This window comes from Paenarthrobacter sp. 22069 (assembly GCF_052046035.1).
Taxonomy (GTDB): domain Bacteria; phylum Actinomycetota; class Actinomycetes; order Actinomycetales; family Micrococcaceae; genus Arthrobacter.
Map to the genome: position 1 here is coordinate 219,840 of NZ_JBQEQF010000001.1, position 23,571 is coordinate 243,410.

Consider the following 23,571-nt stretch of genomic DNA (forward strand, 5'->3'; position numbering starts at 1 on the left):
TGGGGATGGGGTGTGCTGCGCAGCTTAGAAGAAGCCCAGCTTGTTTTCGTCGTAGCTGACCAGCAGGTTCTTGGTCTGCTGGTAGTGGTCCAGCATCATGGCGTGGTTCTCGCGGCCGATGCCGGAGGACTTGTAGCCGCCGAAGGCCGCACCTGCCGGGTAGGCGTGGTAGTTGTTGACCCAGACACGGCCGGCCTGGATTTCCCGGCCGGCGCGGTACGCCACGTTGCCGTTGCGGGACCAGACGCCGGCGCCCAGGCCATAGAGGGTGTCATTGGCGATGCCCATGGCGTCGTTGTAGTCACTGAACTTCGTCACTGCCACCACGGGGCCGAAGATCTCCTCCTGGAAGATCCGCATCCTGTTGTGGCCCTCGAACACGGTGGGCTGGACGTAGAAGCCCCCGGCCAGGTCGCCGGGAAGTTCCGCGCGGGCGCCGCCGGTGAGCACCTTGGCGCCCTCCTGCTTTCCGATGTCGATGTAGGACAGGATCTTTTCCAGCTGGTCGTTGGAGGCCTGGGCACCGACCTGCGTTTCGGTGTCCAGAGGGTTGCCCTGGATCATCTTCTCCACCCGGGCCACGGCGTCAGCCATGAAGGACTCGTAGATGTCCTCCTGGACCAGGGCCCGTGAGGGGCAGGTGCAGACTTCGCCCTGGTTGAAGGCGAACAAGGCAAAGCCCTCCTGCGCCTTGTCATAGAAGGCGTCGTTTTCCTGGGCAACATCATTGAAGAAGATGTTGGGGCTCTTGCCGCCCAGTTCCAGGGTGACGGGGATGAGGTTCTGGCTGGCGTACTGGCTGATGAGCCGGCCGGTGGTGGTTTCGCCGGTGAAGGCGATCTTCCGGATCCGGGGGCTGGATGCCAGCGGCTTGCCGGCCTCGACGCCGAAGCCGTTGACGACGTTGAGCACGCCGGCGGGCAGCAGGTCCCCGATAAGTTCCATCAGCACCAGGATGGAGCTTGGCGTCTGCTCGGCGGGCTTGAGGACCACGGTGTTGCCGGCGGCGAGGGCGGGCGCCAGCTTCCAGACGGCCATCAGGATGGGGAAGTTCCAGGGGATGATCTGGCCCACGACGCCGAGCGGTTCGTGGAAATGGTATGCGGTGGTGTTGTCATCGAGCTGGGACAGGCTGCCCTCCTGGGCGCGGACCGCGGAGGCGAAGTAGCGGAAGTGGTCCGAGGCCAGCGGCAGGTCGGCGTTGAGGGTTTCGCGGACGGGCTTGCCGTTGTCCCAGGTTTCGGCCACGGCGAGCATTTCGAGGTTTTCGTCGATACGGTCGGCAATTTTGTTCAGGATCGCCGCCCGCTCGGCCACTGAGGTCTTGCCCCAGGAAGGTGCCGCCTTGTGCGCCGCGTCGAGCGCCAGTTCGATGTCCTCCGCGGTGCCGCGGGCCACCTGGCAGAATGCCTTGCCGGTCACGGGGGTGATGTTGTCGAAGTACTGGCCCTTGACCGGGGCCACCCACTCGCCGCCGATCCAGTTTTCGTAACGGTCCTTGAAGGTGACCTTCGAACCGTCGGTTCCCGGCTGTGCGTAAACAGTCATGTGCTGAGCTCCTTTGCTGTGCAGAAGGCTGGCCCACAAGGGTGCCTGCCATTGCAGAAAGCGTAGGAGCGGGGAGGTTGCAGCTAGGTTGCAACAGTTGGGTCAGCCAACGGACTTAGGCGCCGAGTTCGGCTTCCAGCCTCTCGACGTCTGCCACCACGGCGGCGCGCTTGGGCGAGCGCGGCGGCAGGAGGCGGAGCGCTGCGCGGCGGATGCCGACGTCGTTCCTTGCCTCGGGCAGCGCAGCGTACTTGAGCAGGGACTCGGCGCTGCCGTCCGTCAGGACCGCTTCCCGGAGCAGGGATGACACCCTGTTCCTCAGGTCGATGATGCCCGGCGCCTCGGAACGTGGCAGCACCCCGCCCCGGTAGATCTCCAGGGCGATCCGGTGCGCCCCCCGCTGCAGGCAGCTGAGCACCTGGCCCGTGTCCGGCACCAGGTCCACGGGGAGCCGGTAGGGGCGGGAGCCGGGGACGGCGTCCGGGCTGAGCTGCTGGACCACCTTGCGCAGGCGGACCATCTCCGCCCGCAGGGTGATGGTGGAGCCCTCCCCGGGGTACAGCAGCAAGGCGAGTTCCTCGGCAGTGACGCCCTCCGGGTGGGTGCTGAGCAGGGCGAGGATCTCGCTGTGCCGGGCGGACAGGGTGACCGTTCTGCCGCCGAGGCTGAGCAGGGCCTGGTCGCGGCCCAGCAGCTGCAGGCTGTTCCGGTAGAGGCTGCCTTCCGCGGCACCCCCGCGGTGCCCGGCGCCGGCAGCCGGGGACCGCCGTCGTATTGGTTTCCTGGCGAGCTCCGCGGCGTGCTGCAGGCGCTCCACCCGCAGTTGCGCCTGTGCGGCGGCCACCGTGGCTTCGACCAGCGACAAGGTATGGGGCGCCACCGCGGTGTCCGTGCCGGTGATATCCACGACGCCGAGCACCGCACCGGAGTCGGGGTCGTGGAAAGGCACTGCGGTGCAGCTCCAGGGATGGACGGCGCGCTGGTAGTGCTCTGCGCCGGCGATCTGGATGCCGCGGCCCAGGGCGAGTGCTGTGCCGGGCGCGCTGGTGCCGACGCTTGCCTCGGACCAGTCCGCACCCGGAACGAACATCATGCCTTCGGCGCGGCGCTGGAGGGTGGGGTCGCCGTCCACCCACAGCAGCCTGCCCACTTCGTCCCCCACGGCCACCAGGAGGCCGCTGTCGTGGCTGGGCTGGACCAGGAGCTTGTTAATCACGGGCATGATCGCGGCCAGGGGGTGCTGCCGGCGGTAGTCCTCAAGCTCGGCCCAGTCCAGGGCCAGCGGCGCTGCCGGGTTGTCAGGGTTGGCCCTGAAGCCCGCTGACCGCTGCCAGGATTCACGGATGAGTTTGCGGAGCCCGGGGATTTCAGGGGTATCGCCGCCGAAACCATCGTCCGGGCCGGGGTTCGGGCCAAGGCCACCCAGGCGCTCGTGGCCAGCCAGCGCGGCACGCTGGCGCGGTTCGGGCTGGAGCAGGTTCGTCATCGAACTCCCGGGAAAGTGCAGGGGTGTGGCGGCTATTCTAGCCCTGCCCCGTGGCCGGTGGCACGGCCCCGGGCTCCCCGGCCTTGCGGGGCAGCCGGACCAGCTGCTCCAGGGCGTCTGCCCCCGCGGCAGCGCCGCCCGCGGCCGCATATCCTTCGGCAACCCGCCGGGCTCCGGGTGTTTTCGTCAGGGCCTGCTGCACGGCGGCCCTTAGTCCGTCCGGCGTGAGGCGCTTGCGGCCCAAGCGCACACCGGCGTCTGACGCCACCACCCGTGCTGCTACCTCGTGCTGGTCCCGGCCGAACGGGACCACCACCACCGGCACGCCTTTCGACAGCGCCTTTTGGGTGGCCCCCATGCCGCCGTGGGTGATGGCGACGGCGGCGCGGTCAAGGACCGGGCCGTGCGGTACGAAGTGTTCCAGGCGGCCGTTCGCCGGGACCGGTCCGAAGGCTTCGGTGCCGGAAGCCCGGTGGGCCCCGGCGGACCCGGTGTGTGCAGCGGGCAGGGTGGCGACGACGGTGAAGGGCTCGGCGGCCAGGCCGGCCAGCGCCGTCCGGACAATGACCTCGTCCGCCTGGTATTCGGAGGACGTGGTCACCAGGACCAGGGGTGCCGTGCTGTCCCGGAGCCATGCGGGCGGCTCTGCGGGCGGTTCCCATTCAAGGGCGCCGATCATCCGCACGTCCGGAGCCCAGTCCGGGTGGGGATACTCGAACGGCCGGGAGGTGGTAACGAGCATCAGCGGCGCCGTGCGGAACATCTCGTCGGCACCGCTCACCGGTGGGAGCGTTCCGCCGGACAGGTCGGCGCGCAGTGAGTTGATCCGCGGCAGCATCAGCTTCTCCACCGCGCCGATCACCAGGCGGCGCACCACGGCGTCGCGGAGTGTCCCCAGCGGCCCGGGCATCGGGAGCAGCCCGGGACCGAACGGAGGAGTTCCGCGCGACTGCAGCGGCGGGGTGTACGGGCTGAACGTGGCCCAGGGCAGGCCGGATTCCTCGGCGGCTATTCTGGCTCCCCAGGAATTGATGTCCACGAGGAGCAGGTCCGGGCGCACCTCCCCGATTGCCAGGCGGAGGTCGGGGGCGTCAAACCAGGCCCGCGCCGTGAACGTGTCCACACTTGAGGCGAGGGCATCCTTGGTTGAGGCGGCCGTATAGTCGTCGGCTTCGATGTCCATGAGCCGGCTGTCCACGGGGCCGGCGTTCAGCCCAAGCGCGGACAGGGTGGGAACGTGCTTCGGGATGGTACGGACGTGCACATCGTGGCCGCGGGCCTTCAGCTCCAGCAGCAGCGGGACCATTGGGAACAGGTGGCCGATGGCGGGCGAGGTGTAGGCAAGGACGGTGGACATCAGGGCCTCCGGGTGAAGGGCTCAAGCATTTCGATCAGGGAGAGTGCCACCTGGTCGCGGCTGAGCCCGGCATCGAGGCGCAGCAGTTTCCAGGTGTAGACGTCGCAGATGGCGACGAACTGGGCCAGCCGGCGGTCGCGGTCCGGGGTGCCCGCCGGGGGTTCGAGGAAGGGACCGAAAACCCGGCCACACCATTGCCGGTGCAGGTCCCGCCCGGCCGCGGTGATGCTGGCCAGGACCGGGGAGGTTTGTTCCTCGGCCAGCATTTTCAGGGCCAGGGTGCCGGTAGTCTCATAGTGGTCCACGAGGTTGGCGACGGCGGCACGGACGTCGCCGGCAGGGGCGGCGCCGCGCTGGCCTGCCACCCGCTTGGAGACGGATTCAGCAGTCGCGTTGATCAGTCCCAGCCGGTCGCCGAAGCGGCGGATCACCGTCTGTACTGTTACGCCGGCTTTCGCCGCCACAGCGTTCAGGGTGACGTCCGCAAGGGGCCCTTCCATGAACAGGTCCTCGGTGGCCTGCAGGATGCGCCGGCCGGTTTCGGCCGCCGCTGATGCCCGTTTGCGGGTGTCGTAGGGTCGGCTTTTCACGCCGTCCATATTCATGTTAATAATACTAACTCGAATATAGGCGGCCCAACAGGGCTGTGGCGGCTCTGCCGGCTGCAGGGAGGGTCAGCCGCGGGAGATGCGGATCATTTCCTCGCGCGGGACCACCTTGATCCGCTCGCGGACCACATGGTCCAGCCCCTCCGGGCCGGTCCAGGCGGCGCCGAGTCCTGCCTCGTGGGCGTCGAGCTTGTTCCACCCTTCCCACGTGGTGTATTCGATGCCGCGCTCTTCGAGCAGGTCAATGATGGCCTGCGGGTCCGGGTTTTGTGCCGCCGGCAGGTTCAGCCGGTCCTCCAGCAGGAAACCGATGGTCTCCAGCGCGTCCCCCTTGGTATGCCCGATCAGGCCCACCGGGCCGCGCTTGATCCACCCGGTGGTGTAGATGCCCGGAACGGGATTGCCCTCGGCATCCAGCACCCTGCCGCCTTCGTTGGGAATGACGCCGCGCTTGGCGTCGTATTCCAGTTCGTCCAATGCCGAGCCGTGGTAGCCGATGGCGCGGTAGACGGCCTGGACCGGGTACTCGACGTACTCCCCCGTGCCTTTGGCGTTGCCGGTTCCGTCCAGCTGCATCCGTTCGAATTTGATGGCGCCCACCTTGCCCGTACCGTCGTCGAGCAGTTCAACGGGGCTGTGCAGGAAGTGCAGGTGCAGCCGGCGGGAGGAGGGGTTTTCCGACTCGGCGTGCTCTTCCACCAGCCAGTTGGTCAGGGTATTCACCATTGTCTTGACCTGGTTGTTGGTGCGGATGGCCTCATCCGAAGCCTCGTCGAACTCGAAGTCCTCGGGGTACAGGACGATGTCGACGTCGTCCATGTGGCTGAGTTCGCGCAGCTCCAGCGGGGTGAACTTGACCTGCGCGGGGCCGCGGCGTCCGAAGACGTGCACGTCCGTCACCGGCGAGGCCTTCAGCCCCTGGTAGACGTTGTCGGGGATCTCGGTGCTGAGCAGTTCTTCAGGATGCTTGACCAGCATGCGGGCAACGTCCAGGGCCACGTTGCCGTTGCCGATGACCGCGATCTCCTTCGCGTCCAGCGGCCATTCGCGGGGCACATCCGGGTGCCCGTCGTACCAGGACACAAAGTCAGCGCCGCCGAACGAGCCCTGGAGCGTGATGCCGGGGACGTCAAGCTCCGCGTCCTTTATGGCGCCGGTGGAGAAGATCACTGCATCGTAGAACGCCCGGAAATCGTGCAGGGTGAGGTCCCGGCCATAGGTCACATTACCCAGGAACCGGATGTCGCCGCGGTCCAGGACCTTGTGCAGTGCGTTGACGATTCCCTTGATGCGGGGGTGGTCCGGGGCCACGCCGTACCGGATCAGGCCGTAGGGCGCGGGGTAGGCCTCGAAGAGGTCGATGCTGACCTGGAAGTCTCCGTCCTTGACCCCGCTGGACTTGGTGAGGATGTCCGCAGCATAGACTCCTGCCGGTCCCGCGCCGACGATGGCGACGCGGAGGGGACGGTTGGCGGCGGTTTCGCTCTGATTGGACACCGGGAGCCCTTCTGCACTGGTCCTGCTCATGATCCATGAGGGTGCGCGGCATGGCGCCCCGCACAGTCCCCCATTCTAGTTGGCGGCAAGAGCCACCACCTTGCCTTCCCGGTACAGCAACGCCCGGAGTTCCGCCTCCGCAGAGTCCAGGCGCTTCGGATCGATGGTTTCACCGGCATGGTAATGGTCCAGGACGCGGGGGTCGACGTAGCTTTTACGGGCGATGGAGGGAGTGTTGCCCAGCGTCCCGGCGGCATCGTGCATGGCGCGGCTGATGGCCCGCTTCCGTTTTGCGGCCGTCCGCTGGGGACCGGTGCGGGCCAGGCTTTCCGCGGCCGCCACCGTTCCGCGCAGCGTCCGGAAGTCCTTGGCCGTGAAGTCGGACCCGGTGCGCTCCTTCACGTACGCGTTGATGTCCGCGCTGGTGACCGGCCGCCACCTCCGCCCCTCCTTGTAGGCCAGGAGCCGGGCATTGGGCCCGCGCCTCTTGAGCAGGCGCAGCAGGACGGCGAGGTCGGGGTCGCGGATTTCGGATTCCCAGTCCTTGCCGCTCTTGGCAGGGAAGCGCAGCAGGATCCGGTCTTTGCGCACCTGGACGTGGGCGCAGAGCAGGGTGGCCAGGCCGCGGCTGCCGTTCTCGTTGGTGTATCGCTCAGAACCGACCCTGAGGGAGCCGCTGTCCAGCATCCGGAATGCCCCCGCCAGGACGCGTTCGCGGGTGAAGCCGTCGCTGCGCAGGTCCATGGTGACCCGGCGGCGGGCGGCAGGCAGCGATTCAGCCAACTGAAGGGACCGGTCGAACTTCACCCGGTCCTTACGTTCGCGCCACTCGGGGTGGTAGATGTACTGGCGCCGGCCCACTGCGTCCAAGCCCGTTGCCTGGATGTGGCCGTTTTCGAATGGCGCGATCCATACGTCGGTCCATGCCGGGGGTATGCCGATGCTTTCCAGCCGGTCCCGGACGGGTCCGGGCGGCAGGGTGGAACCGTCCAGGTCCCGGTAACTGAAGCCCTTGCCGGCAGGCACCCTGCGGTAGCCCCGGCCGGAGGCGTTGCTGCGCCGGAGCCTCATCGGGCGGGCTCCGGGATACGGGCACGTGTCATAAAAGCAAGCCTACTGACTATTTTTCCGTTTTCCCGCCTGTCTGCTGGAATACCTGTCAGGTGGCTGCTGTTATGGACATCGTGCCTATGCCAGAAGGAATCCCCGCCCCGTCCGTAGCCACCTCCCAAACCGGCGCTTCACCGGCGGGCTCCACGGCGGCTGCCCCTTCAGCCAAGGGCCCCCAGCCGGTGTCAAAGGATACGACGGCGGGAATGCTGTTCGGCGTCGGCGCGTACGTCTTGTGGGGGCTGCTCCCGCTGTACTTCTTTATCCTCATGCCCGCGGGCGCCGTCGAAATTGTCGCCAACCGGGTGGTGTGGTCCCTGCTGTTCTGTGCGCTCCTGATCACCGTTACCCGCGCATGGGGCGTCCTGGGAACCGCGTTGAGGGACCGAAGGGTCTTCGGCTCGCTGGCACTGGCGGCATTCCTGATCGCCATCAACTGGCTCACCTACACGTACGGTGTCACCACCGGGCAGGCAGTGGAAACGTCACTGGGCTACTTCATCAACCCGCTGGTCTCTGTCCTGCTTGGCGTGCTTGTCCTGAAGGAGCGGCTGCGGCCGCTCCAGTGGACAGCCGTCGGCGTGGGGTTCGCAGCGGTTGGCGTCCTCACTTACTCCTACGGGAAGCTGCCGTGGATCGCCCTGACCCTGGCGTTCAGCTTCGGCCTGTACGGCTTCGTCAAGAACCGGGTGGGCTCCAGGGTGGACGCCATCACCAGCCTGAGCGTGGAGACCATGGTACTTGCCCCGCTGGCCGCCGTGGCAATGGTGGTGCTGGCCGTGAACGGCAGCTCCACCCTCGCCTCCGAGGGCCCCGGGCACTTTTGGCTTCTGCTGGCGTCAGGCGTGATTACTGCCGTCCCGCTGCTCTTCTTCGGCGCCTCCGCGCGGCGGCTGCCCATGACCACCATCGGGCTGCTCCAATACTTTGCCCCAATCCTGCAGTTCCTGGTGGCCCTGCTGGTATTCCGGGAGGCAATGACCGTGGAGCGCTGGATCGGGTTCGGTGTGGTGTGGCTGGCCCTGCTGCTGCTGACCCTGGACATGCTGCGGACCGCGCGCAAGAACTCGGTGGCCCGAAAGGCAGCGCGACGCCAGGCCGCCTGACGCGCCGGCCAAGCGGCCGTCCAAACACAGAAGGTGGGCTCCCTGCCGGNAGCCCACCTTCTGTGCGTTGCGGGAGGAGTGGTTCTGTTTAGGCGTTGGCCTTGATGGCGGCGGCAAGGACTTCCAGTCCGTCGGCCAGCAGTTCATCAGTGATGACCAGCGGCGGCAGCAGGCGGATCACGTTGCCGTAAGTGCCGCAGGTGAGGATGATGACGCCTTCCTTCAGGCAGGCGGCGGCAACAGCCTTGGTCAGCTCCGGGTTCGGTTCCTTGGAGCCTGCCTGGACCAGTTCGATGGCCAGCATGGCGCCGCGGCCACGGACGTCACCGATCACGGCGGTGCCGGCAGCGGCCAGTTCGGCCTGCAGGTCGCGGAGCCGGCCGAGGGCGAGTTCCTCGATGTGGCGGGCGCGGCCGTTCAGGTCGTATTCCTCCATGGAGCCGATGGAGGCCAGCGCTGCGGCGCAGGCCACCGGGTTTCCGCCGTAGGTTCCGCCCAGGCCGCCCGGGTGGACAGCGTCGAGCAGGTCGGCGCGGCCGGTGATGGCGGACAGCGGCATGCCACCGGCGATGCCCTTGGCCATGGTGATGATGTCCGGGACGACGCCCTCGTGGTTCACGGCGAACCATTCACCGGTGCGGCAGAAACCGGACTGGACCTCGTCCGCGATGAAGACGATGCCCTTGTCCTTGGCCCAGGCGGCCAGTGCCGGGAGGAAGCCTTCGGCCGGGACGATGAAGCCGCCTTCGCCCTGGATGGGCTCGATGATGATCGCGGCCACCTGGTCGCCGCCGATCTGCTTCTCGATCATGGTGATGGCACGCTTGGCGGCCTCGGCGCCCGTGATGGCGGGGTTTTCCTCGCGGTACGGGTAGCTCATGGGCATGCGGTAGACCTCGGGCGCGAACGGGCCGAAGTTGGTCTTGTACGGCATGGCCTTGGCGGTCAGCGCCATGGTCAGGTTGGTGCGGCCATGGTAGGCGTGGTCGAAGGCGACGACGGCGTCCCGGCCGGTTGCCAGGCGGGCCACCTTGACAGCGTTTTCCACGGCCTCGGCACCGGAGTTGAAGAGGACGGTGCGCTTTTCGTGGTCGCCCGGGGTGAGTCGGTTCAGCTGCTCGGCGACAGCGACGTAGCCTTCGTACGGCGTGACCATGAAGCAGGTGTGGGTGAAGTGCTCCACGGCTTCCTTCACGGCACCGACGACTGCGGGATCGGACGCGCCCACGCTGGTGACCGCGATGCCCGAGCCAAGGTCGATGAACGAGTTGCCGTCGACGTCGTGGATGATGCCGCCGTCGGCGTCGGCAACATAGACCGGGATGCTGGAGGCGACGCCGGCAGCCACCACGGACTTGCGGCGTTCGGTCAGTGCCACGGACTTGGGGCCCGGGAAGTCGGCCTGGACGTTGCGCTTCTGCTCCAGGCGGTACGTGATGTCTGATGCGGTGGTGGTCATTGGGATTCTTTCTTTCTACGTTTCCGGGGTTTCGGCAGGCTCAGCCGGCGGGGAAATGGTCAGGCGTCCAGGGCGGACATCACGTGCTTGATGCGGGTGTAGTCCTCCACCCCGTACATGGACAGGTCCTTGCCGTAGCCGGACTGCTTGAAGCCGCCGTGCGGCATTTCGGCGGTGAGCAGGATGTGGGTGTTGATCCAGACGGCACCGAAGTCCAGGTCGCGGCTCAGCCTCATGGCGGTGCCGTGGTTGGAGGTCCAGACGCTGGAGGCCAGGGCGTAGTCCACGTCGTTGGCCAGTTCCACTGCTTCGGCTTCGGTGCTGAACTTCTGCACGGTGATCACGGGGCCGAAGGTCTCCTTCTGGACCACGTCGTCGGTCTGCTTTGCACCGGTGACGATGGTGGGCTCGAAGAAGAAGCCCTTCTCCCCTGCCCGGTGACCGCCGGTTTCGATCCGGCAGTTTGCCGGCAGGTTCTCCACCACGGAGGTCACCGCGTTGAAGTGGTTGACGTTGTTCAGCGGGCCGAAGTAGTTGTCCTCGTCGTTCTGGGAGCCGGTGTGCAGGGTCCGGGTGTGCTCCACCATGGCCGCCACGACGTCGTCGTGCACGGATTCCTCCACCAGCACGCGGGTGATGGCGGTGCAGTCCTGGCCGGCGTTGAAGAACGCAAACTCAGCGATGGCCGCCGCACTCTTCTTGATGTCCGCATCCTTGAAGACGATGGCCGGGGCTTTTCCGCCCAGCTCCAGGTGGGCGCGCTTGAGGCTCTTGGCTGCACCGGATGCCACGGCGATGCCGGCCCGGACGGAGCCGGTGATGGACACCAGTCCGGGGACCTTGTGCTCCACCATCATGGCACCGGTTTCGCCGGTGCCGAGCACCACGTTCAGGACGCCGGCGGGCAGGATTTCGCCAGCCAGGCGGGCCAGCACCAGGGTGGATTCGGGGGTGGTGTCGGAGGGCTTGAGGACCACGGTGTTGCCGGCGGCCAGGGCGGGGCCGATCTTCCAGATGGCCATCAGGAACGGGTAGTTCCACGGGGCCACCTGTGCCACCACGCCAATGGGTTCGCGGCGGACGTAGGAGGTGTGGCCCTCGAAGTACTCGCCGGCGGACTTGCCTTCGAGGATGCGGGCGGCGCCGGCGAAGAAGCGCAGCTGGTCGGCACCGGCAGCCACTTCCTCGGAGGCGATGAGGGAGCGGACCTGGCCGGTGTTGCGGTGCTGGGCTTCGACCAGTTCGTCGCTGTTGGCCTCGATGGCGTCGGCGAGCTTGAGCAGCATGAGCTGCCGCTGGCCGGGTGTGACGTGCTTCCAGGTCCTGAACGCGTCCTTGGCGGCCGCCATGGCGGCGTCGACGTCTGCCTGCACCGAGACGGGGGCGTGTGCCACGACCTCGCCGTTGGTGGGGTTGACCACGTCCAGCAGGGTGGTGCCGGCGGGGGTGACGAACTTCCCGTTGATGAAGTTCTGCAAGGTCTGGACCACGGTGTGCAACCTCTTTCGTAAGGGCCATCGGCGGCCGGGCGGGCACCAGGACGGATGGATGGAACTGCATTGAGCCTATGCCAGCGCCCTAACGGGGTGAATAGCCACCTGCACACCCTTCCGGAACAGGTTTAGTGCGGTTGCCCAGCTCGCGTTTATCCTTGCTTCATGGCCATTTCCCTTGCTGCCCTGGTGGGCGTGACGTCCCTGAAGCTGTCCAAGGCGGGCGTGGCGGAGACCACCTGGACCCAGGACATCAACTGGGTGGCCGTCACGGAGCTTGAGGATCCGCAGCGGTTCCTCAACGGCGGGGAGCTGGTGCTCACCACGGGGCTGCGGCTCCGGTCAGCGCCTGAGCAGCGCCGGTTTGTCCGCCAGGTGCAGCGTGCCGGCGCGGTGGGCATCGGCTTCGGCGTAGGGCTGTCGCACGAGGCGGTGCCGCCGGCCCTCCTCGCGGAAGCCAACCGCTGGGGCCTGCCGGTGGTGGAAGTGCCGTATGAGACCCCCTTCATCGCCATCACCAAGCTCGTAGCCGATGCGCAGTCGGCGGACCATTACGCCAAGCTGGAACGGCTGATTGCCGGGCACCAGGTGCTGGCGCGGGCGCTGCTGACCGGCGGCGGCCTGGCCGAGCTGCTGAAGAACCTGGGCGGCATGCTGCGCACGGACATCGCCCTCACCCAGTTCACGGCGCAGCTGTACAACAGCAGCAATGCCGGCCCGTCGGCGGACACCTGGTCCAGCTACCCCGTCCCCACCGGACGGCGCGACGCCTGCACCCTGTGGGTGCGCCAGCCCTTCGAGGACACGGGCATCATTGGCTACGCCCAGAACCTGATCAGCGTGGAGCTGAACAACATGGTCAAGCAGCGCCAGGCCCAGCGCGCCCTTTGCGGCCAGGTGCTGGAGGACGTGATCCACGGGGCGCTGGAGACCAGCGAGGCCCAGCGCCGGTTGGCCGGCGTGGGTGTGAACAGCACCCGCAAGAACGTGGTGCTGCTGGCCGTGTCGGCCGCACACGGCAAGGCCTTGGGGAGCACGTCGGTGCCGCAGGAACTGGAGAAGGCCGTGGCCGCCGTCGTGGGCAAGGACCTGGTGCTGGTGATTAATGACGACGGCGGCAGCGCGCCGGCGCTGGCACGGAAACTCAGTGACCACCTGGCCGAGGCCGGCATCCACGCAACGATCGGCATCGGCGGTGCTTACACCAAGCCCAACGGGCTGCGCTGGAGCTACTTTGAAGCCCGTGATGCCGCCAGCCATGGCCTGCCGGTCAACGAACCCGAGCGGCTGAGCCTCACCTCGCTGCTGCTGGCCAGCGAGGACGTGCCGCTGGCGGACATGGCGCACGAGTCGCTGAACCCGCTGCGGTCCTTCGACACCTCGCACGGCTCGGAGCTGGTGGCCACGCTGGAAAGCTACCTGAACAACAATGGCTCGGTGGCTGCGGTGGCCGAGGAACTCACGCTGCACCGCAACACCGTGCGCTACCGGTTGGCCCAGATCACCGAGCTGACCGGCTACGACCCCGCCGTCACCGCGGACCGCGTGCAGTTGTGGCTCGCCCTTGCGGTGGGCCGGCTCTCGGCACGGCAAGGGAAGTAGCGCCGAAGGGCAAGGGGGCGTACCTGCCGGGCCGGATCCGTCAGAGGACCCCGTGGCCCAACAGGTCGCGGGTCTTTTTGCGCGCCTTCCGGTAATCGGTCCGGGCCGCCTGCATCTTTTCCTCCTGCAGGTTCAGCAACTGGGCGTAGATGCCGGCGGTGGCAGCCTCTCCGGCCTCTGCTGACAGTGCGGCCAGCAGGTCGCGGGCCACCACGGCGTCCTGGAACCGGCCGAGGATTTTCTGCTGCCGGCGGGCCGCCTTGGCCACCTTGCCGGCGCGTTTCCCATGGACCAGTGCGGCCGACTCCGCCACGTGCCGGAGCCGCTTGGCATCCTTGCGGACCCGGTGCAGGGCAAGTTCCTGGTCCTTGCCACGCCTGGCGTCCTTGACCGCCTTGTGCGAGCGCCGCAGCCGTTTGGCCGCTTTATCCACCGCCTTCGACGCGGCCCGCCGCCCCGGCTTTACTGCATCGGCACGCACCGGCGGGTTGTCCCGGAAATCCTCGAGCTTGTCCAGGAGCCGGAAGTAGCGCGCCGACCCCAGCGCTTCGTGCAGCAGGCGGTAACCGGCGTCGAAATCGCCGCCGGCACGCTCCTCCACCGTGTTTGCGGCAGCGGCAACCCCATCAGCCGGGGGCAGTTGTCCCAGCTGTTCACGCAGCTGGGACCGCAGGATTTCGGCGTCGCGCGGCCGGCCGAGCAGCTGCCCCAGCCACTTCAACTCGCTGCGCAGCTTCCGGACCGGCGAGGCGCGGTAGAGCCTGCCGTACGCGGCCAGGACCGAGCGGATCCGGCGGGTGGCCGAGCGCATGTTGTGGACGGCGTCGGGTTCTTCGAGCCGAACGGCGGGGTCATCTGCGAGCATCTGGTCGATCTGCGCGGCAACGTAGACGGTGACGACGGCGGCTGCCGGGGCACGCTTTCCCGCCAGGAGCGCCGGGGTGCTTTCGCCTGCGCCGCCGGTTTCCCCTTCAGGAGCCTGCCGGCGGGCTGCATTGCCAGCCTTCGTGTCATCACCGAGGGCGCGCGCCAGTTTGGAGGCGTGCGCTGCCGGACGGGCGCCGGCAGCGGTAAGCACTTCCTCCACCGGTCCGAAGAGGTCCGGCTTCCCGTGGACCAGTTCCAGCTCCCATTCGCGCCATTGCCGGGCCTCCCCGGCGCCGTCCTCCAGCCGGACGGCCGTCACCTGGTCGTCGGCAAGGTCGGCCAGGTGCACGCCGTCCTGCCCGTACAGCGCGTGGGTGGTGCGGCGGGTTTCCAGCCGGACCACCGGGGCGGGAACGGCACCCCGGAGGAACGCCTGGAGGTGGGTCAACAGGGCGTCGGGGACGACGTCGGCCCTGGCAAGGGGTGCGTGCAGTTCCGTCCGCTGCTGCGGCCCTTCGCCGGCCACGGCGGGCGGCAGCTTCAGGTGCCAGCCGGCGTCCTTGCCGCCCGTGCGGCGGCGCAGCGTAATGCGCCGGGCAGCAAGGGCATGTTTGGGGGTGTCGAAATACACCGCCTCGAGCACGTCGGTGTGCGGTTGGCCGGTCCGGGCCACTCCGGCGGCCTGGTCCAGCGGCGGCACTTCGGCGTCGGCATCGACGTCGTACTTCTTCTCGATCTCCAGTCCCCGGGAAGCCTCCACAGCCGTCCTTCCGCACCGCCTGGTCCGTGCCAGGCCCTCCGACAGTCCCTTGGAAGTCTATTCCAGTCGTATGGGACCGGAGAGGTTCGCCACAAAACCACAAACATCAAACGTCTAACCTTTAGAGTGGACGGTATGTCCGCCACACCACCCGCTCCCGCGCCAGCAACCGTCCACGCCCCCGCGACGGGCACGGCTGCCCCGCCCGCGCACAGCGGCGCGGTTCCTGCCAGGCCACGGTCCGCCGTCGTGTTCGGTGTCATTGCGCTGGTTCTGATCGGGCTCAACCTGCGGGCCGGCATCACCGGGGCCTCGGCGCTGCTGCACGATCTCCAGGCGGTCCTGGGGTACGGCGCGCTGGTGGCGGCCATCATCCCGTCCATCCCCACGCTTTGCTTCGCCCTGGCCGGCGCCGCCACGTCCTGGCTGACGGGCCGGCTTGGAGTGGAGAAGGCCATCCTGCTGTCGCTCGCGCTGCTGGCCGGCGGCCTGCTGCTGCGCGGCATCCCCGCCACCGGAATGCTTGTGGCCGGCAGCGTGGTGGGCATGTCCGGCCTGGCCATCTGCAATGTCGCCATGCCGTCCTTCATCCGTGAGTACTTCGCCTCCCGGACCTCGCTCATGACCGCCGTCTACACGGTCACCATGACCACCGGCGGCACACTGACCTCCGTCCTGGTGGTTCCGCTGGCCCAGGCGCTGGGATCCCCGTCCGCCGCCGTGGGCGCCGTGGGCATTGCTGCCGTGGCCGCCTTCCTGGGGTTCCTCCCCGTGGCACTGCACGCCCACCGCAACGCCGCCCCGGCCACGGCCCTGCGGGTGTCCCCCTGGCCGCTGCTGCGGACCCGCAAAGGGCAGCTCCTCACCGCGATCTTCGCCCTGCAGGCCCTGCTCGCGTACGCCTTGCTCAGCTGGTTCCCGTACATGCTCACCACCATGGGGCTGGGCGCCACGGACAGCGGGCTGATGTTCGGGTTGATGCAGTTGGTCTCCGTTCCGGCGGGCATGGTGCTGATTGCCCTCGGAGCCCGGCCGGGGATGCTGCGCCCGGCGTTCTATCTGGTGAGCATCACCATGATGGTTGGCATTGCGGCGCTGCTGGTCCTCCCTGTGGGGCTCGCAATTATCCCCGCCGTCCTGCTGGGTTTTGGCCTGGGCATCTTCCCGCTGGTCATGGTGATGATCAGCCGCAGCGGCACCAGCACGGCGGAGACCACCGCGTTGTCCACGCTGGCCCAGTCCTCGGGGTACCTCCTGGCCACCGTGGGCCCGTTCGGCATGGGGCTGCTGCACAGCGCCACTGGCGGCTGGACGCTGCCCCTGGTCCTGCTGCTGGTGCTGGCGCTGGTCCAGATCGTGGTGTCCCACCTCATCACCGGCGCGGCCATGAACGGCAAACCCTCCGGCTCCGCCAGCCGCCGGACTGCGGCGGGAAGGAAGTAGCAGCGTGTCCCTGAGCCACTCCGTCCGTCCCCCGCTTGCCGCTGAAGTGACTGCCAAGCTGCGGGAAATGGTCCACTCCGGCGAATGGCCCCTGAACGGGCGGATCCCGCCCGAGCCCGAGCTCATGGCCCGGCTCGGTGTTTCCCGCGGCACCCTCCGCGAGGCGGTGAAGGCCCTCGCCCACGGCGGCATGCTCGAGGTCCGGCGCGGTGACGGCACCTATGTGCGCGCCACCAGCGAGATGTCCGGCGCCGCCCGGCGGATGTACCAGGACCACACCGAGCAGCACATCCTGGAGGTCCGGCTGGGCCTGGACACGCAGGCGGCCCGCCTCGCCGCCCGGAACGCCTCCGGGGAAGACGTCACCGCGCTGCGCGCCTTCCTGGCAACCCGTGACCTGGCCTGGAGAAACGGGGACTTCGAGGCATGGGCCGACGCCGACTGGCACTTCCACGAAGGCATCGCCCGGGCTTCCGGCAATCCGCTGCTGCACGAGCTCTACGCCAGCTTCGGAACCGTGTTCCACCAGGATCTGCTCACGCAGCAGGGCCGGCCGGGCTTCAACGGGCTTCCCCGGGACGGCCACGAAACCCTGCTCGAAGCGATAGAACGGCGGGACGGGGAAGCGGCGGTGGCCACCGTGAACCGCAACCTCAACTCCTGCGCGGAGTGGCTTGCGGAGTAGGGCCCGACGCCCGGACACACAGGTACGGCCCGGCANGTGCCGGGCCGCCGTCGTGGTTCCCTACCGCGCTACTCGCCGCGAAGGCCCGCAAACACGTTCTTGGGGCGCTGCATCTCACCGTGCTTGGCGCCGAGGATGATCACCAGGGCCGCGAAGCCGGGGATGGCCCACTGCAGGAGCTTGAGCTGCTGCTGGGCCGTCTTCAGCTCGTCGGAGGCAGCACCGTGCGGCTCCGTTGCACCTTCGGCACCTTCACCGGCGAGCTTCTCGACCTTCTTGCCCAGGACGCCCGAATACAGGGTTACCGCTGCGCCCACCACAGTGACGGCCGTCTTGATGACGGTGTCCCGGGCCACGCCCTCCTGCTTGGCAATGCGGCCCTTGTTCTCCCAGGCGATGGCCAGGTCGGCCACCAGGTGGGAAGCGAACGCAGCCGTCTGGAACGGGGCCCACTTCATCCAGCCGGCGCTGGAAAGGCGGGTGCGCTCCGAGGGGTCCTTGGCCTGGGCTGCTGCCCCGTTGAGTCCGATGGCGCCCATCAAGGACCCGCCGAACCATGCTGCCGCCGTCAGGTCGTGAACTGAACGGGCAATGAGATTTCCTGCCATGATGTGCATTCCTAACGTTGTGAACTGGTTCCGGTTGCCGCTGTGTTGCGGACTTCACGTGCCGTATCCCATCGAAGTATGGTGTGCTCATGGTAAGCACACTTACTAATATTACGAAAGCCCGTCCAGGACCGGTGCCGACCGCGTAATATCGTCGCCATGGGAAACACAGGGACATTGTTCGGCTGGGCCTTCGGGGATCCAGCCCGCGAAAACGACGGCGGCTACGTGGACGGCCTGCAGCGCGAGGCGTTCGGCAACGCGAAGGAGACGGCCAAGGCCAAGGGCGTGGACGTGGTAGCGGAATCCGAAGTGTTCACCGTCCTCAGCGCCGATGATTCCCTGGTGGAGCTGGACAACGCCCCCGGCCGGCTGGTGGTCAGGTGCACCGTGCACGTCGAGGGTCCGGGCGCAGAAAAGCTGCGGGCCGAAGGTCCCATGAACGGCTAAGAGATGTCCGACGGCGATTCCACCCTCAGCCAGGCAGCGGACGTGGTCGAGGAGGCGTCCAACGCCAAGGCCCTGGACGTCCTGGCCCGCACGGGATTTGCCGTCATGGCCCTGCTGCACGTCATCATCGGGGCCATCGCCATTGCCATCGCATTCGGCCATCCCGGTGAGGCAGAACCCACCGGCGCCATTGCACGGCTGGCCGACAACCCCTGGGGTCCGGCTGTCATGTGGGGCTGCGTGGTGGCGTGCCTGGGCCTGGCGCTGTGGCAGGCCAGCGAAGCAACCCTGCGTGCGCGGAGCCTGCCCCGCAAGGAACGGCTGGCCAAGCTGGTGTCATCCGGCTTCCTGGCCGTTGCCTACGGCAGCGTCGGCCTGACCTTCGCAGGCTTCGCTCTGGGGCAGCGGAGCGACTCGGGCGACAACACGCGTGACTTCAGCGCCAGACTGATGGCCAACCCCGTGGGTCCCTGGGTCCTGGTTGCCCTGGGCCTGACCATCCTGGGCATCGGCATCTACTTCATGGTCAAAGGCTTCCGGCGCGGGTTCAGGGAAGAGCTCCTTCATTTCGAGGGCACCCGGCGCGGCAGGCTCATCGAGAGCCTGGGCGTCACCGGGCACGTGGCCAAAGGGATGGCGCTGAACCTTACCGGGTTGTTGTTCATTATTGCTGCTGCCAAGCACCGGCCTGACGAATCCACCGGCCTGGACGGCAGCCTCAAGGCCCTGCAGGGCCACCCGTTCGGGCCCACGCTGCTGGTGGCGATCGGCGGGGGCTTTATCGCCTACGGAATCTTCGCGCTGATCCGGGCCAGGTTCGGCCGCATGTAGTCCCGGGGTTTGTGGGTAGGGAGGAAGTATGACCCAACAGCTGCGCGTTGTTTCCGCCGTCACCGGGAGTGCCGGGCAGGCCTTTGCTGCCCTCTTCCGGCTCCTGAAAGTGGCGCGCCCTGACCGGCCCATCCACCCGGAGGGCCTGGGCCTGACCGGAACGTTAACCAGGACCGGCAACCCGGCAGGCCCCAGCGGGATCGACTGGCTGGACTCGTCCGGGACGGACCAGGTGGTGGCACGCTTTTCGCGGTCACTGGGGCTGCCGCAGGTATTGCCTGACATCCTGGGCCTGGCCCTCCGGGTGACGCCTTCCGGTGCCGCGGCTCCTGGTTCCGGTCCCGCGGACGTCCTGTTCGCCTCCACCGGCTGGGGCCTGGCCGGCCGGTTCCTGCTGATGCCCCGGCTGGATGTTGCCGGGGCCGCGATGACCACGCTCATGCCCTACCGGAGCCGCAGCGGCCCCGTGCTGCTGGGACTTCGGACCCGCAGCCTCCCGCCGGGTTCGCTGTCTTCCGGTGAGTGGGTCCTGGGGCTGCACTGGGCCAAACCGGGCGGCCGCTGGCGGGAATGCGGTGAACTGCGGCTGCAAACGGGCGCCACTCCGGGGGACATCCCCTTGCGTTTCGATCCCCTCGAGAACCAGCCGCCCGGGGCCGGAACCTACGGGTGGACCCGGCGGCTGCGGAAGCCGTCCTACCGGGCCGCGCGGCGGCCCGCACCTCCCGCCGTCGTACGTCCCACCGGACCGGCCGCACAGCACAGCACCACTGGAAGGAACTCCATGTCCACCGTCTCGCAGTTGTTCGAATCCCCCTCCGCGGACGTCTGGCGGGTCATCGCCGACGGTTGGCTGTACTCCGGCTGGGTGGTGGGCGCCTCCAGGATCAGGGACGTGGACGCGGAATGGCCCGGGCTCGGAGCCCACCTCCACCATTCGGTAGGCGCCTGGCCGCTGGTGATCAATGACAGCACCCGCGTCACCGCCGTCGAGCCCGGACGCTCACTGGAACTGGTGGCGCGGGGCTGGCCGATGGGTGAGGCCAAGGTGGACATCAAACTTGAGGACCGCGGCAACCAGTGCCTGGTGACCATCGCGGAGGACGCCATCCGCGGCCCCGGCAAGCTGATGCCCAAGTTCCTGCGCGATCCCATGATCTCGGCACGCAACCGGGAGACCCTGCGGCGCCTCGAGTTGATGGCGGTCGGGGGCGCGGGCAAACCCAAATAACCCAAGCGGGTTAAACCGTTAAAAGCAGGAACCGCGGGANCCCGCGGTTCCTGCTGTTCCAGACTCCTAGACCTGGGCGGACACGCCGTCACGCGAGATGTCCACCATGTCCCCGCGCGGCACCACCTTGATGCGCTCACGCGTGACCTCCACTCCGTGCGAGCCGCCGGCTTCGGTGGCCGCTGCGCCGAGGGCGAGCTCGTGGGCGTCCAGTGCCAGCCAGCCTTCCCAGCTGGTGAACTTCACGCCGCGCGAATCGAGGAGGTCCACGACGGCGTCCTCCTGCGGGGCGGACGCGACCGGCAGGTTTTCGCGGTCTTCGAGCAGGTAGGTCACGGTCTCCAGGGCGTCGCCCTTGGTGTGGCCGATCAGGCCGACCGGTCCGCGCTTGATCCAGCCGGTGGCGTAGAGGCCCGGCACGTGCTGGCCGTCGGCATCCAGGACGCGGCCGCCGTCGTTCGTGACAACGCCCTTCTTGTGGTCGAACTCGACGTCCGGCAGGGCGGAGCCGAAGTAGCCGATGGCGCGGTAGACGGCCTGGACAGGGTAGTCCACGAACTCGCCGGTGCCGCGGGCGTTGCCGGTGCCGTCCAGTTCGGTGCGCTCGAACTTGATGCCGGCAACCTTTCCGGGGGTCTCGGCGTCGTCGTAGATCTCCACCGGGCTGTGCAGGAAGTGCAGGTGCAGGCGGCGGGAGGCCTTGAGCTCGGAGAGGTCCTCGGGCTGCTCGGCGATCCAGTTGGTGAGCGTGCCCACCATCGTCTTGGTCTGGTTGTTGGTCTGGATCTGGCGGTCCGATTCCTCGTCGAACTCGAAGTCCTCCGGGTACAGGATGATGTCCACGTCCTTGGAGTGGGACAGCTCGCGCAGCTCCAGCGGGGTGAACTTGACCTGGGCGGGACCGCGGCGGCCAAAGACGTGCACGTCCGTGACGGGCGAGGCCTTCAGGCCGGCGTAGACGTTGTCCGGGATCTCGGTGGTGAGGAGGTCGTCGGCGTGCTTGGACAGGACGCGGGCCACGTCCAGGGCCACGTTGCCGTTGCCGAGCACGGCGATTTCCTTGGCCTCCAGCGGCCATTCGCGCGGGACGTCCGGGTGGCCGTCGTACCAGGACACGAAGTCGGCGCCGCCGAAGGAGCCCTCCAGCTCGATGCCGGGGATGTTCAGGTCCGCGTCCTTGATGGCGCCGGTGGCGAAGATGACGGCGTCGTAGTGGGTGCGCAGGTCCTCGATGGTGAGGTCGGTGCCGTAGTCCACATTGCCGAAGAAGCGGATGTCGCCGCGGTCCAGCACCTTGTGCAGCGCGTTGACGATGCCCTTGATGCGCGGGTGGTCCGGGGCAACGCCGTAGCGGATCAGGCCATAGGGTGCCGGGTAACGGTCAAAGAGGTCGATGCTGACCGTCAGCTCGCCGCTCTTGACGGCTTCGCTCTTGGTGAGGATGTCAGCGGCGTAAACGCCGGCCGGGCCGGAGCCCACGACGGCGACGCGCAGCGGACGTTCGGCAGAACCTACGGAGGTGCTTGATGACACGGCTGTGTTCCTTTTGTTCGGTCTTAGGCGGTGAGGACGCGGGGCTTGTTCGGGGTGGTGGTGCTGTAGTCAGCGGTTTTGAAGTGCGACGGCGCGTACGGGCTCACGCGCACCACATCACCGATGACAATCACGGCAGGATTTGCGACGCCGGCCGCCTGGGCCTGGTCGGCGATGGAACCGAGCGTGCCGATGGTGACGCGCTGGTCCGGCAAATAGCCGTTTTCCACGATACCAACAGGGGTGTCGGCGGGCAGGCCGGCTTCGCCCAGCGCGGACGCGGACTCTCGCAGCTGGCCGACGCCCATGAGCAGGACAATCGTGTGGTCGGCGCGGGCCGGAACCTCGGAGAGTTCCTCGTGGCCAGTGACGACGCTGAAGCCCTTGGCCAGGCCGCGGTGGGTCACCGGGATGCCTGCTGCGGCCGGAACCGAGATGGCGGAGGTCACGCCGGAGACCACTTCCACCTCCACGCCGTGCTGGCGGCAGTATTCGGCTTCCTCGCCGCCGCGGCCCAGCACGTACGGGTCGCCGCCCTTGAGCCGGACCACGCGGTGGCCTTTCAGAGCTTCCTCGACGAGGATCCGGTTGATCTCCGCCTGCGGGACCGGGTGGTGGCCGGGGGTCTTGCCGACCTCGATGATCCGGACGTCCGGAGCGAGTTCATTCAGGAGTTCGCGCGGGCCCAGCCGGTCGGCCACCACGACGTCGGCCTGGCCCAGGAGCCGGCGGCCGCGGACGGTAATAAGGCCGGTGTCACCGGGCCCACCGCCGACCAGGGCGACGCTTCCCCGGTGGGCGCGGCGGCGGCGCAGCGGCAGGTCGCCGGTTTCCAGGGCGGTGGCCACGGCGTCACGGACGGCCATGGCGCGGCGCGGGTCTCCCCCGGCGTTGACGGCGATCTTGACGTCATCCACATGGGCGACCGCGGGGGTCCAGGCGGCGGAAGCTTCATGGTTGGAGGCGTTGACGCACCAAACCCGCTGCGCCTCGGCGTCGGCCGATACCTGGGCGTCCACCGCGGGATCCCCGGTGGCAGTCTGGACGAACCAGACGCCGTCGACGTCCTTTGAGTCATAAGGGCGCGCTTCCCAGGTAAGCAGGCCGGCGTCGGCCATGTCCCTCAGCGCGGGTGCGGCAACCGGAGCCACGACGGTGACTACGGCACCGGCGTCGAGCAGCCCCTTGGCGCGGCGGGCAGCAACGGGGCCGCCGCCCACCACCAGCACGGGACGGCCGAGCAGCCGCAACGCGGTGGGGTAAATATCCTGAATTGCCATGGATCAACGGTAGGTCCGCGTCACATTCGCCCACAAAGGCCGAGCAACACCAGTTCACGCAAGGTAACGCTGCGTCACAAACGTTTCTTAACCGCGGGTGGACAGGAACTGCCCCCTGCGGATGATGAGGCGCTCCAGGTACCGGGCCAGGAACAGGCGTTCGACGGCACGGCCCAGGACGCCCAGTGGGGCAGTGAATTCCACCCGGTCAATCATTACGCTGCCGGTTGCCGTCGGTGCGAAGTCGTGGAGGTGCCGGAAGGCCTTGAAAGGACCCGCGACTTGCTCGTCCGTGAAGCTGCGCGGGTAGTCAAAGGCGGTGATGCGGCTCGTCATCATGAGCGGTATGCCGAAGTGCGTGGCCCGCCACGTTACTTCCTCGCCCTCCCCGATCAGTCCGCTGGTGATGCCCTTCACGGCCCTCTCCCCCGCTTGTTTTTGGGAGTCGAGGTGCAGGTCGATGCTGCGGGCCCGGTCGAAGAGCTGCTCCACGGGGAGGGCGGACGCGGTGCGGCACTCGAAGCTGACGGTCATGGCGCCAGTCTTCCATGGGCGCTGGTTGCGCGGACGGCGCTCACTCCAGCCCGCCAGCCTGGACGCAAATGCGTCAGGGATGC

At 68.0% G+C, this 23,571-nt stretch carries 20 protein-coding genes; 7 read left to right on the top strand and 13 right to left on the bottom strand.

The features are described 5' to 3' along the window. Window positions 1-24 precede the first annotated feature (24 nt). The 6 genes from exaC to ACTJK0_RS01130 all read right to left on the bottom strand — a co-directional run bounded on the left by exaC (window position 25) and on the right by ACTJK0_RS01130 (window position 7,567). Window positions 25-1,548 carry an acetaldehyde dehydrogenase ExaC gene (exaC, locus tag ACTJK0_RS01105; protein ID WP_110541414.1) on the bottom strand — a complete coding sequence of 508 codons (1,524 nt, stop codon included), beginning with the start codon at window positions 1,546-1,548 and terminating at the stop codon, window positions 25-27. Between the two features lie 115 nt (window positions 1,549-1,663). Continuing rightward, the gene (locus ACTJK0_RS01110) at window positions 1,664-3,034 is read right to left on the bottom strand and encodes a GAF domain-containing protein (RefSeq protein ID WP_440743943.1); all 1,371 of its coding nucleotides are present in this window, start codon (window positions 3,032-3,034) and stop codon (window positions 1,664-1,666) included. 37 nt (window positions 3,035-3,071) lie between these two features. Then, a complete protein-coding gene (locus ACTJK0_RS01115) occupies window positions 3,072-4,391 on the bottom strand; it encodes a glycosyltransferase (RefSeq protein WP_440743944.1) in 1,320 nt (439 codons plus the stop codon). After that, window positions 4,391-4,981 carry a TetR/AcrR family transcriptional regulator gene (locus ACTJK0_RS01120; RefSeq protein WP_440743945.1) on the bottom strand — a complete coding sequence of 197 codons (591 nt, stop codon included), beginning with the start codon at window positions 4,979-4,981 and terminating at the stop codon, window positions 4,391-4,393. Before ACTJK0_RS01120 ends, ACTJK0_RS01115 begins: the two co-directional genes overlap by 1 nt. An 84-nt stretch (window positions 4,982-5,065) precedes the next feature. Next, complete coding sequence (locus tag ACTJK0_RS01125) at window positions 5,066-6,526, bottom strand: FAD-dependent oxidoreductase (protein WP_440743946.1); 1,461 nt, start codon at window positions 6,524-6,526, stop codon at window positions 5,066-5,068. 45 nt (window positions 6,527-6,571) lie between these two features. Next, complete coding sequence (locus ACTJK0_RS01130) at window positions 6,572-7,567, bottom strand: DNA topoisomerase IB (RefSeq protein WP_440743947.1); 996 nt, start codon at window positions 7,565-7,567, stop codon at window positions 6,572-6,574. A gap of 119 nt (window positions 7,568-7,686) precedes the next feature. On the opposite strand from ACTJK0_RS01130, the gene rarD reads away from it, so the two are divergent. Further along, window positions 7,687-8,712 (top strand): EamA family transporter RarD, encoded by a 1,026-nt coding sequence (gene rarD / locus ACTJK0_RS01135; protein WP_440743948.1) that lies wholly within the window; start codon window positions 7,687-7,689, stop codon window positions 8,710-8,712. An 88-nt stretch (window positions 8,713-8,800) separates the two neighbouring features. Here the strand turns inward: rarD and gabT are convergent, their stop codons facing one another. Both gabT and ACTJK0_RS01145 read right to left on the bottom strand, forming a co-directional pair. Next, window positions 8,801-10,171 carry a 4-aminobutyrate--2-oxoglutarate transaminase gene (gene gabT, locus ACTJK0_RS01140; protein ID WP_440743949.1) on the bottom strand — a complete coding sequence of 457 codons (1,371 nt, stop codon included), beginning with the start codon at window positions 10,169-10,171 and terminating at the stop codon, window positions 8,801-8,803. Between the two features lie 59 nt (window positions 10,172-10,230). Beyond that, window positions 10,231-11,661 (bottom strand): aminobutyraldehyde dehydrogenase, encoded by a 1,431-nt coding sequence (locus tag ACTJK0_RS01145; RefSeq protein WP_440743950.1) that lies wholly within the window; start codon window positions 11,659-11,661, stop codon window positions 10,231-10,233. 168 nt (window positions 11,662-11,829) lie between these two features. Between ACTJK0_RS01145 and ACTJK0_RS01150 the strand changes: the two genes are divergently transcribed. After that, complete coding sequence (locus ACTJK0_RS01150) at window positions 11,830-13,266, top strand: PucR family transcriptional regulator (RefSeq protein WP_440743951.1); 1,437 nt, start codon at window positions 11,830-11,832, stop codon at window positions 13,264-13,266. A gap of 40 nt (window positions 13,267-13,306) precedes the next feature. Here ACTJK0_RS01150 and ACTJK0_RS01155 read toward each other — a convergent pair whose 3' ends face one another. After that, on the bottom strand, window positions 13,307-14,893 hold the full coding sequence (locus tag ACTJK0_RS01155; RefSeq protein WP_440743952.1) for a CYTH and CHAD domain-containing protein: 1,587 nt from the start codon (window positions 14,891-14,893) through the stop codon (window positions 13,307-13,309). A 135-nt stretch (window positions 14,894-15,028) separates the two neighbouring features. Here ACTJK0_RS01155 and ACTJK0_RS01160 point away from each other — a divergent pair, with 135 nt between their 5' ends. Next, window positions 15,029-16,336: an MFS transporter gene (locus tag ACTJK0_RS01160; protein ID WP_440743953.1), complete on the top strand. Its 1,308-nt coding sequence runs from the start codon at window positions 15,029-15,031 to the stop codon at window positions 16,334-16,336. Window positions 16,337-16,340: 4 nt separating this feature from the next. After that, the gene (locus ACTJK0_RS01165; protein WP_440743954.1) at window positions 16,341-17,021 is read left to right on the top strand and encodes a FadR/GntR family transcriptional regulator; all 681 of its coding nucleotides are present in this window, start codon (window positions 16,341-16,343) and stop codon (window positions 17,019-17,021) included. Window positions 17,022-17,089: 68 nt separating this feature from the next. Here ACTJK0_RS01165 and ACTJK0_RS01170 read toward each other — a convergent pair whose 3' ends face one another. Further along, a complete protein-coding gene (locus ACTJK0_RS01170) occupies window positions 17,090-17,629 on the bottom strand; it encodes a hypothetical protein (protein WP_110541425.1) in 540 nt (179 codons plus the stop codon). A 159-nt stretch (window positions 17,630-17,788) separates the two neighbouring features. Here ACTJK0_RS01170 and ACTJK0_RS01175 point away from each other — a divergent pair, with 159 nt between their 5' ends. The 3 genes from ACTJK0_RS01175 to ACTJK0_RS01185 are packed head-to-tail and all read left to right on the top strand — an operon-like array spanning window position 17,789 to window position 20,141. Further along, window positions 17,789-18,079: a hypothetical protein gene (locus tag ACTJK0_RS01175; RefSeq protein ID WP_440743955.1), complete on the top strand. Its 291-nt coding sequence runs from the start codon at window positions 17,789-17,791 to the stop codon at window positions 18,077-18,079. 3 nt (window positions 18,080-18,082) lie between these two features. After that, entirely contained in the window at window positions 18,083-18,910 is an 828-nt protein-coding gene (locus ACTJK0_RS01180; RefSeq protein ID WP_110541427.1) for a DUF1206 domain-containing protein, read from the top strand. Window positions 18,911-18,938: 28 nt separating this feature from the next. After that, window positions 18,939-20,141, top strand: coding sequence for an SRPBCC family protein (locus ACTJK0_RS01185; RefSeq protein WP_440743956.1), 1,203 nt, complete (start codon window positions 18,939-18,941; stop codon window positions 20,139-20,141). Between the two features lie 66 nt (window positions 20,142-20,207). Here the strand turns inward: ACTJK0_RS01185 and ACTJK0_RS01190 are convergent, their stop codons facing one another. The 3 genes from ACTJK0_RS01190 to ACTJK0_RS01200 form a co-directional block, all read right to left on the bottom strand. Continuing rightward, window positions 20,208-21,674 (bottom strand): FAD-dependent oxidoreductase, encoded by a 1,467-nt coding sequence (locus ACTJK0_RS01190; protein ID WP_440743957.1) that lies wholly within the window; start codon window positions 21,672-21,674, stop codon window positions 20,208-20,210. A gap of 23 nt (window positions 21,675-21,697) precedes the next feature. After that, window positions 21,698-22,954, bottom strand: a complete 1,257-nt coding sequence (gene cobA, locus ACTJK0_RS01195; RefSeq protein ID WP_440743958.1) for a uroporphyrinogen-III C-methyltransferase — start codon at window positions 22,952-22,954, stop codon at window positions 21,698-21,700. 87 nt (window positions 22,955-23,041) lie between these two features. Then, window positions 23,042-23,488: an SRPBCC family protein gene (locus ACTJK0_RS01200; protein WP_440743959.1), complete on the bottom strand. Its 447-nt coding sequence runs from the start codon at window positions 23,486-23,488 to the stop codon at window positions 23,042-23,044. Window positions 23,489-23,571 lie beyond the last annotated feature (83 nt).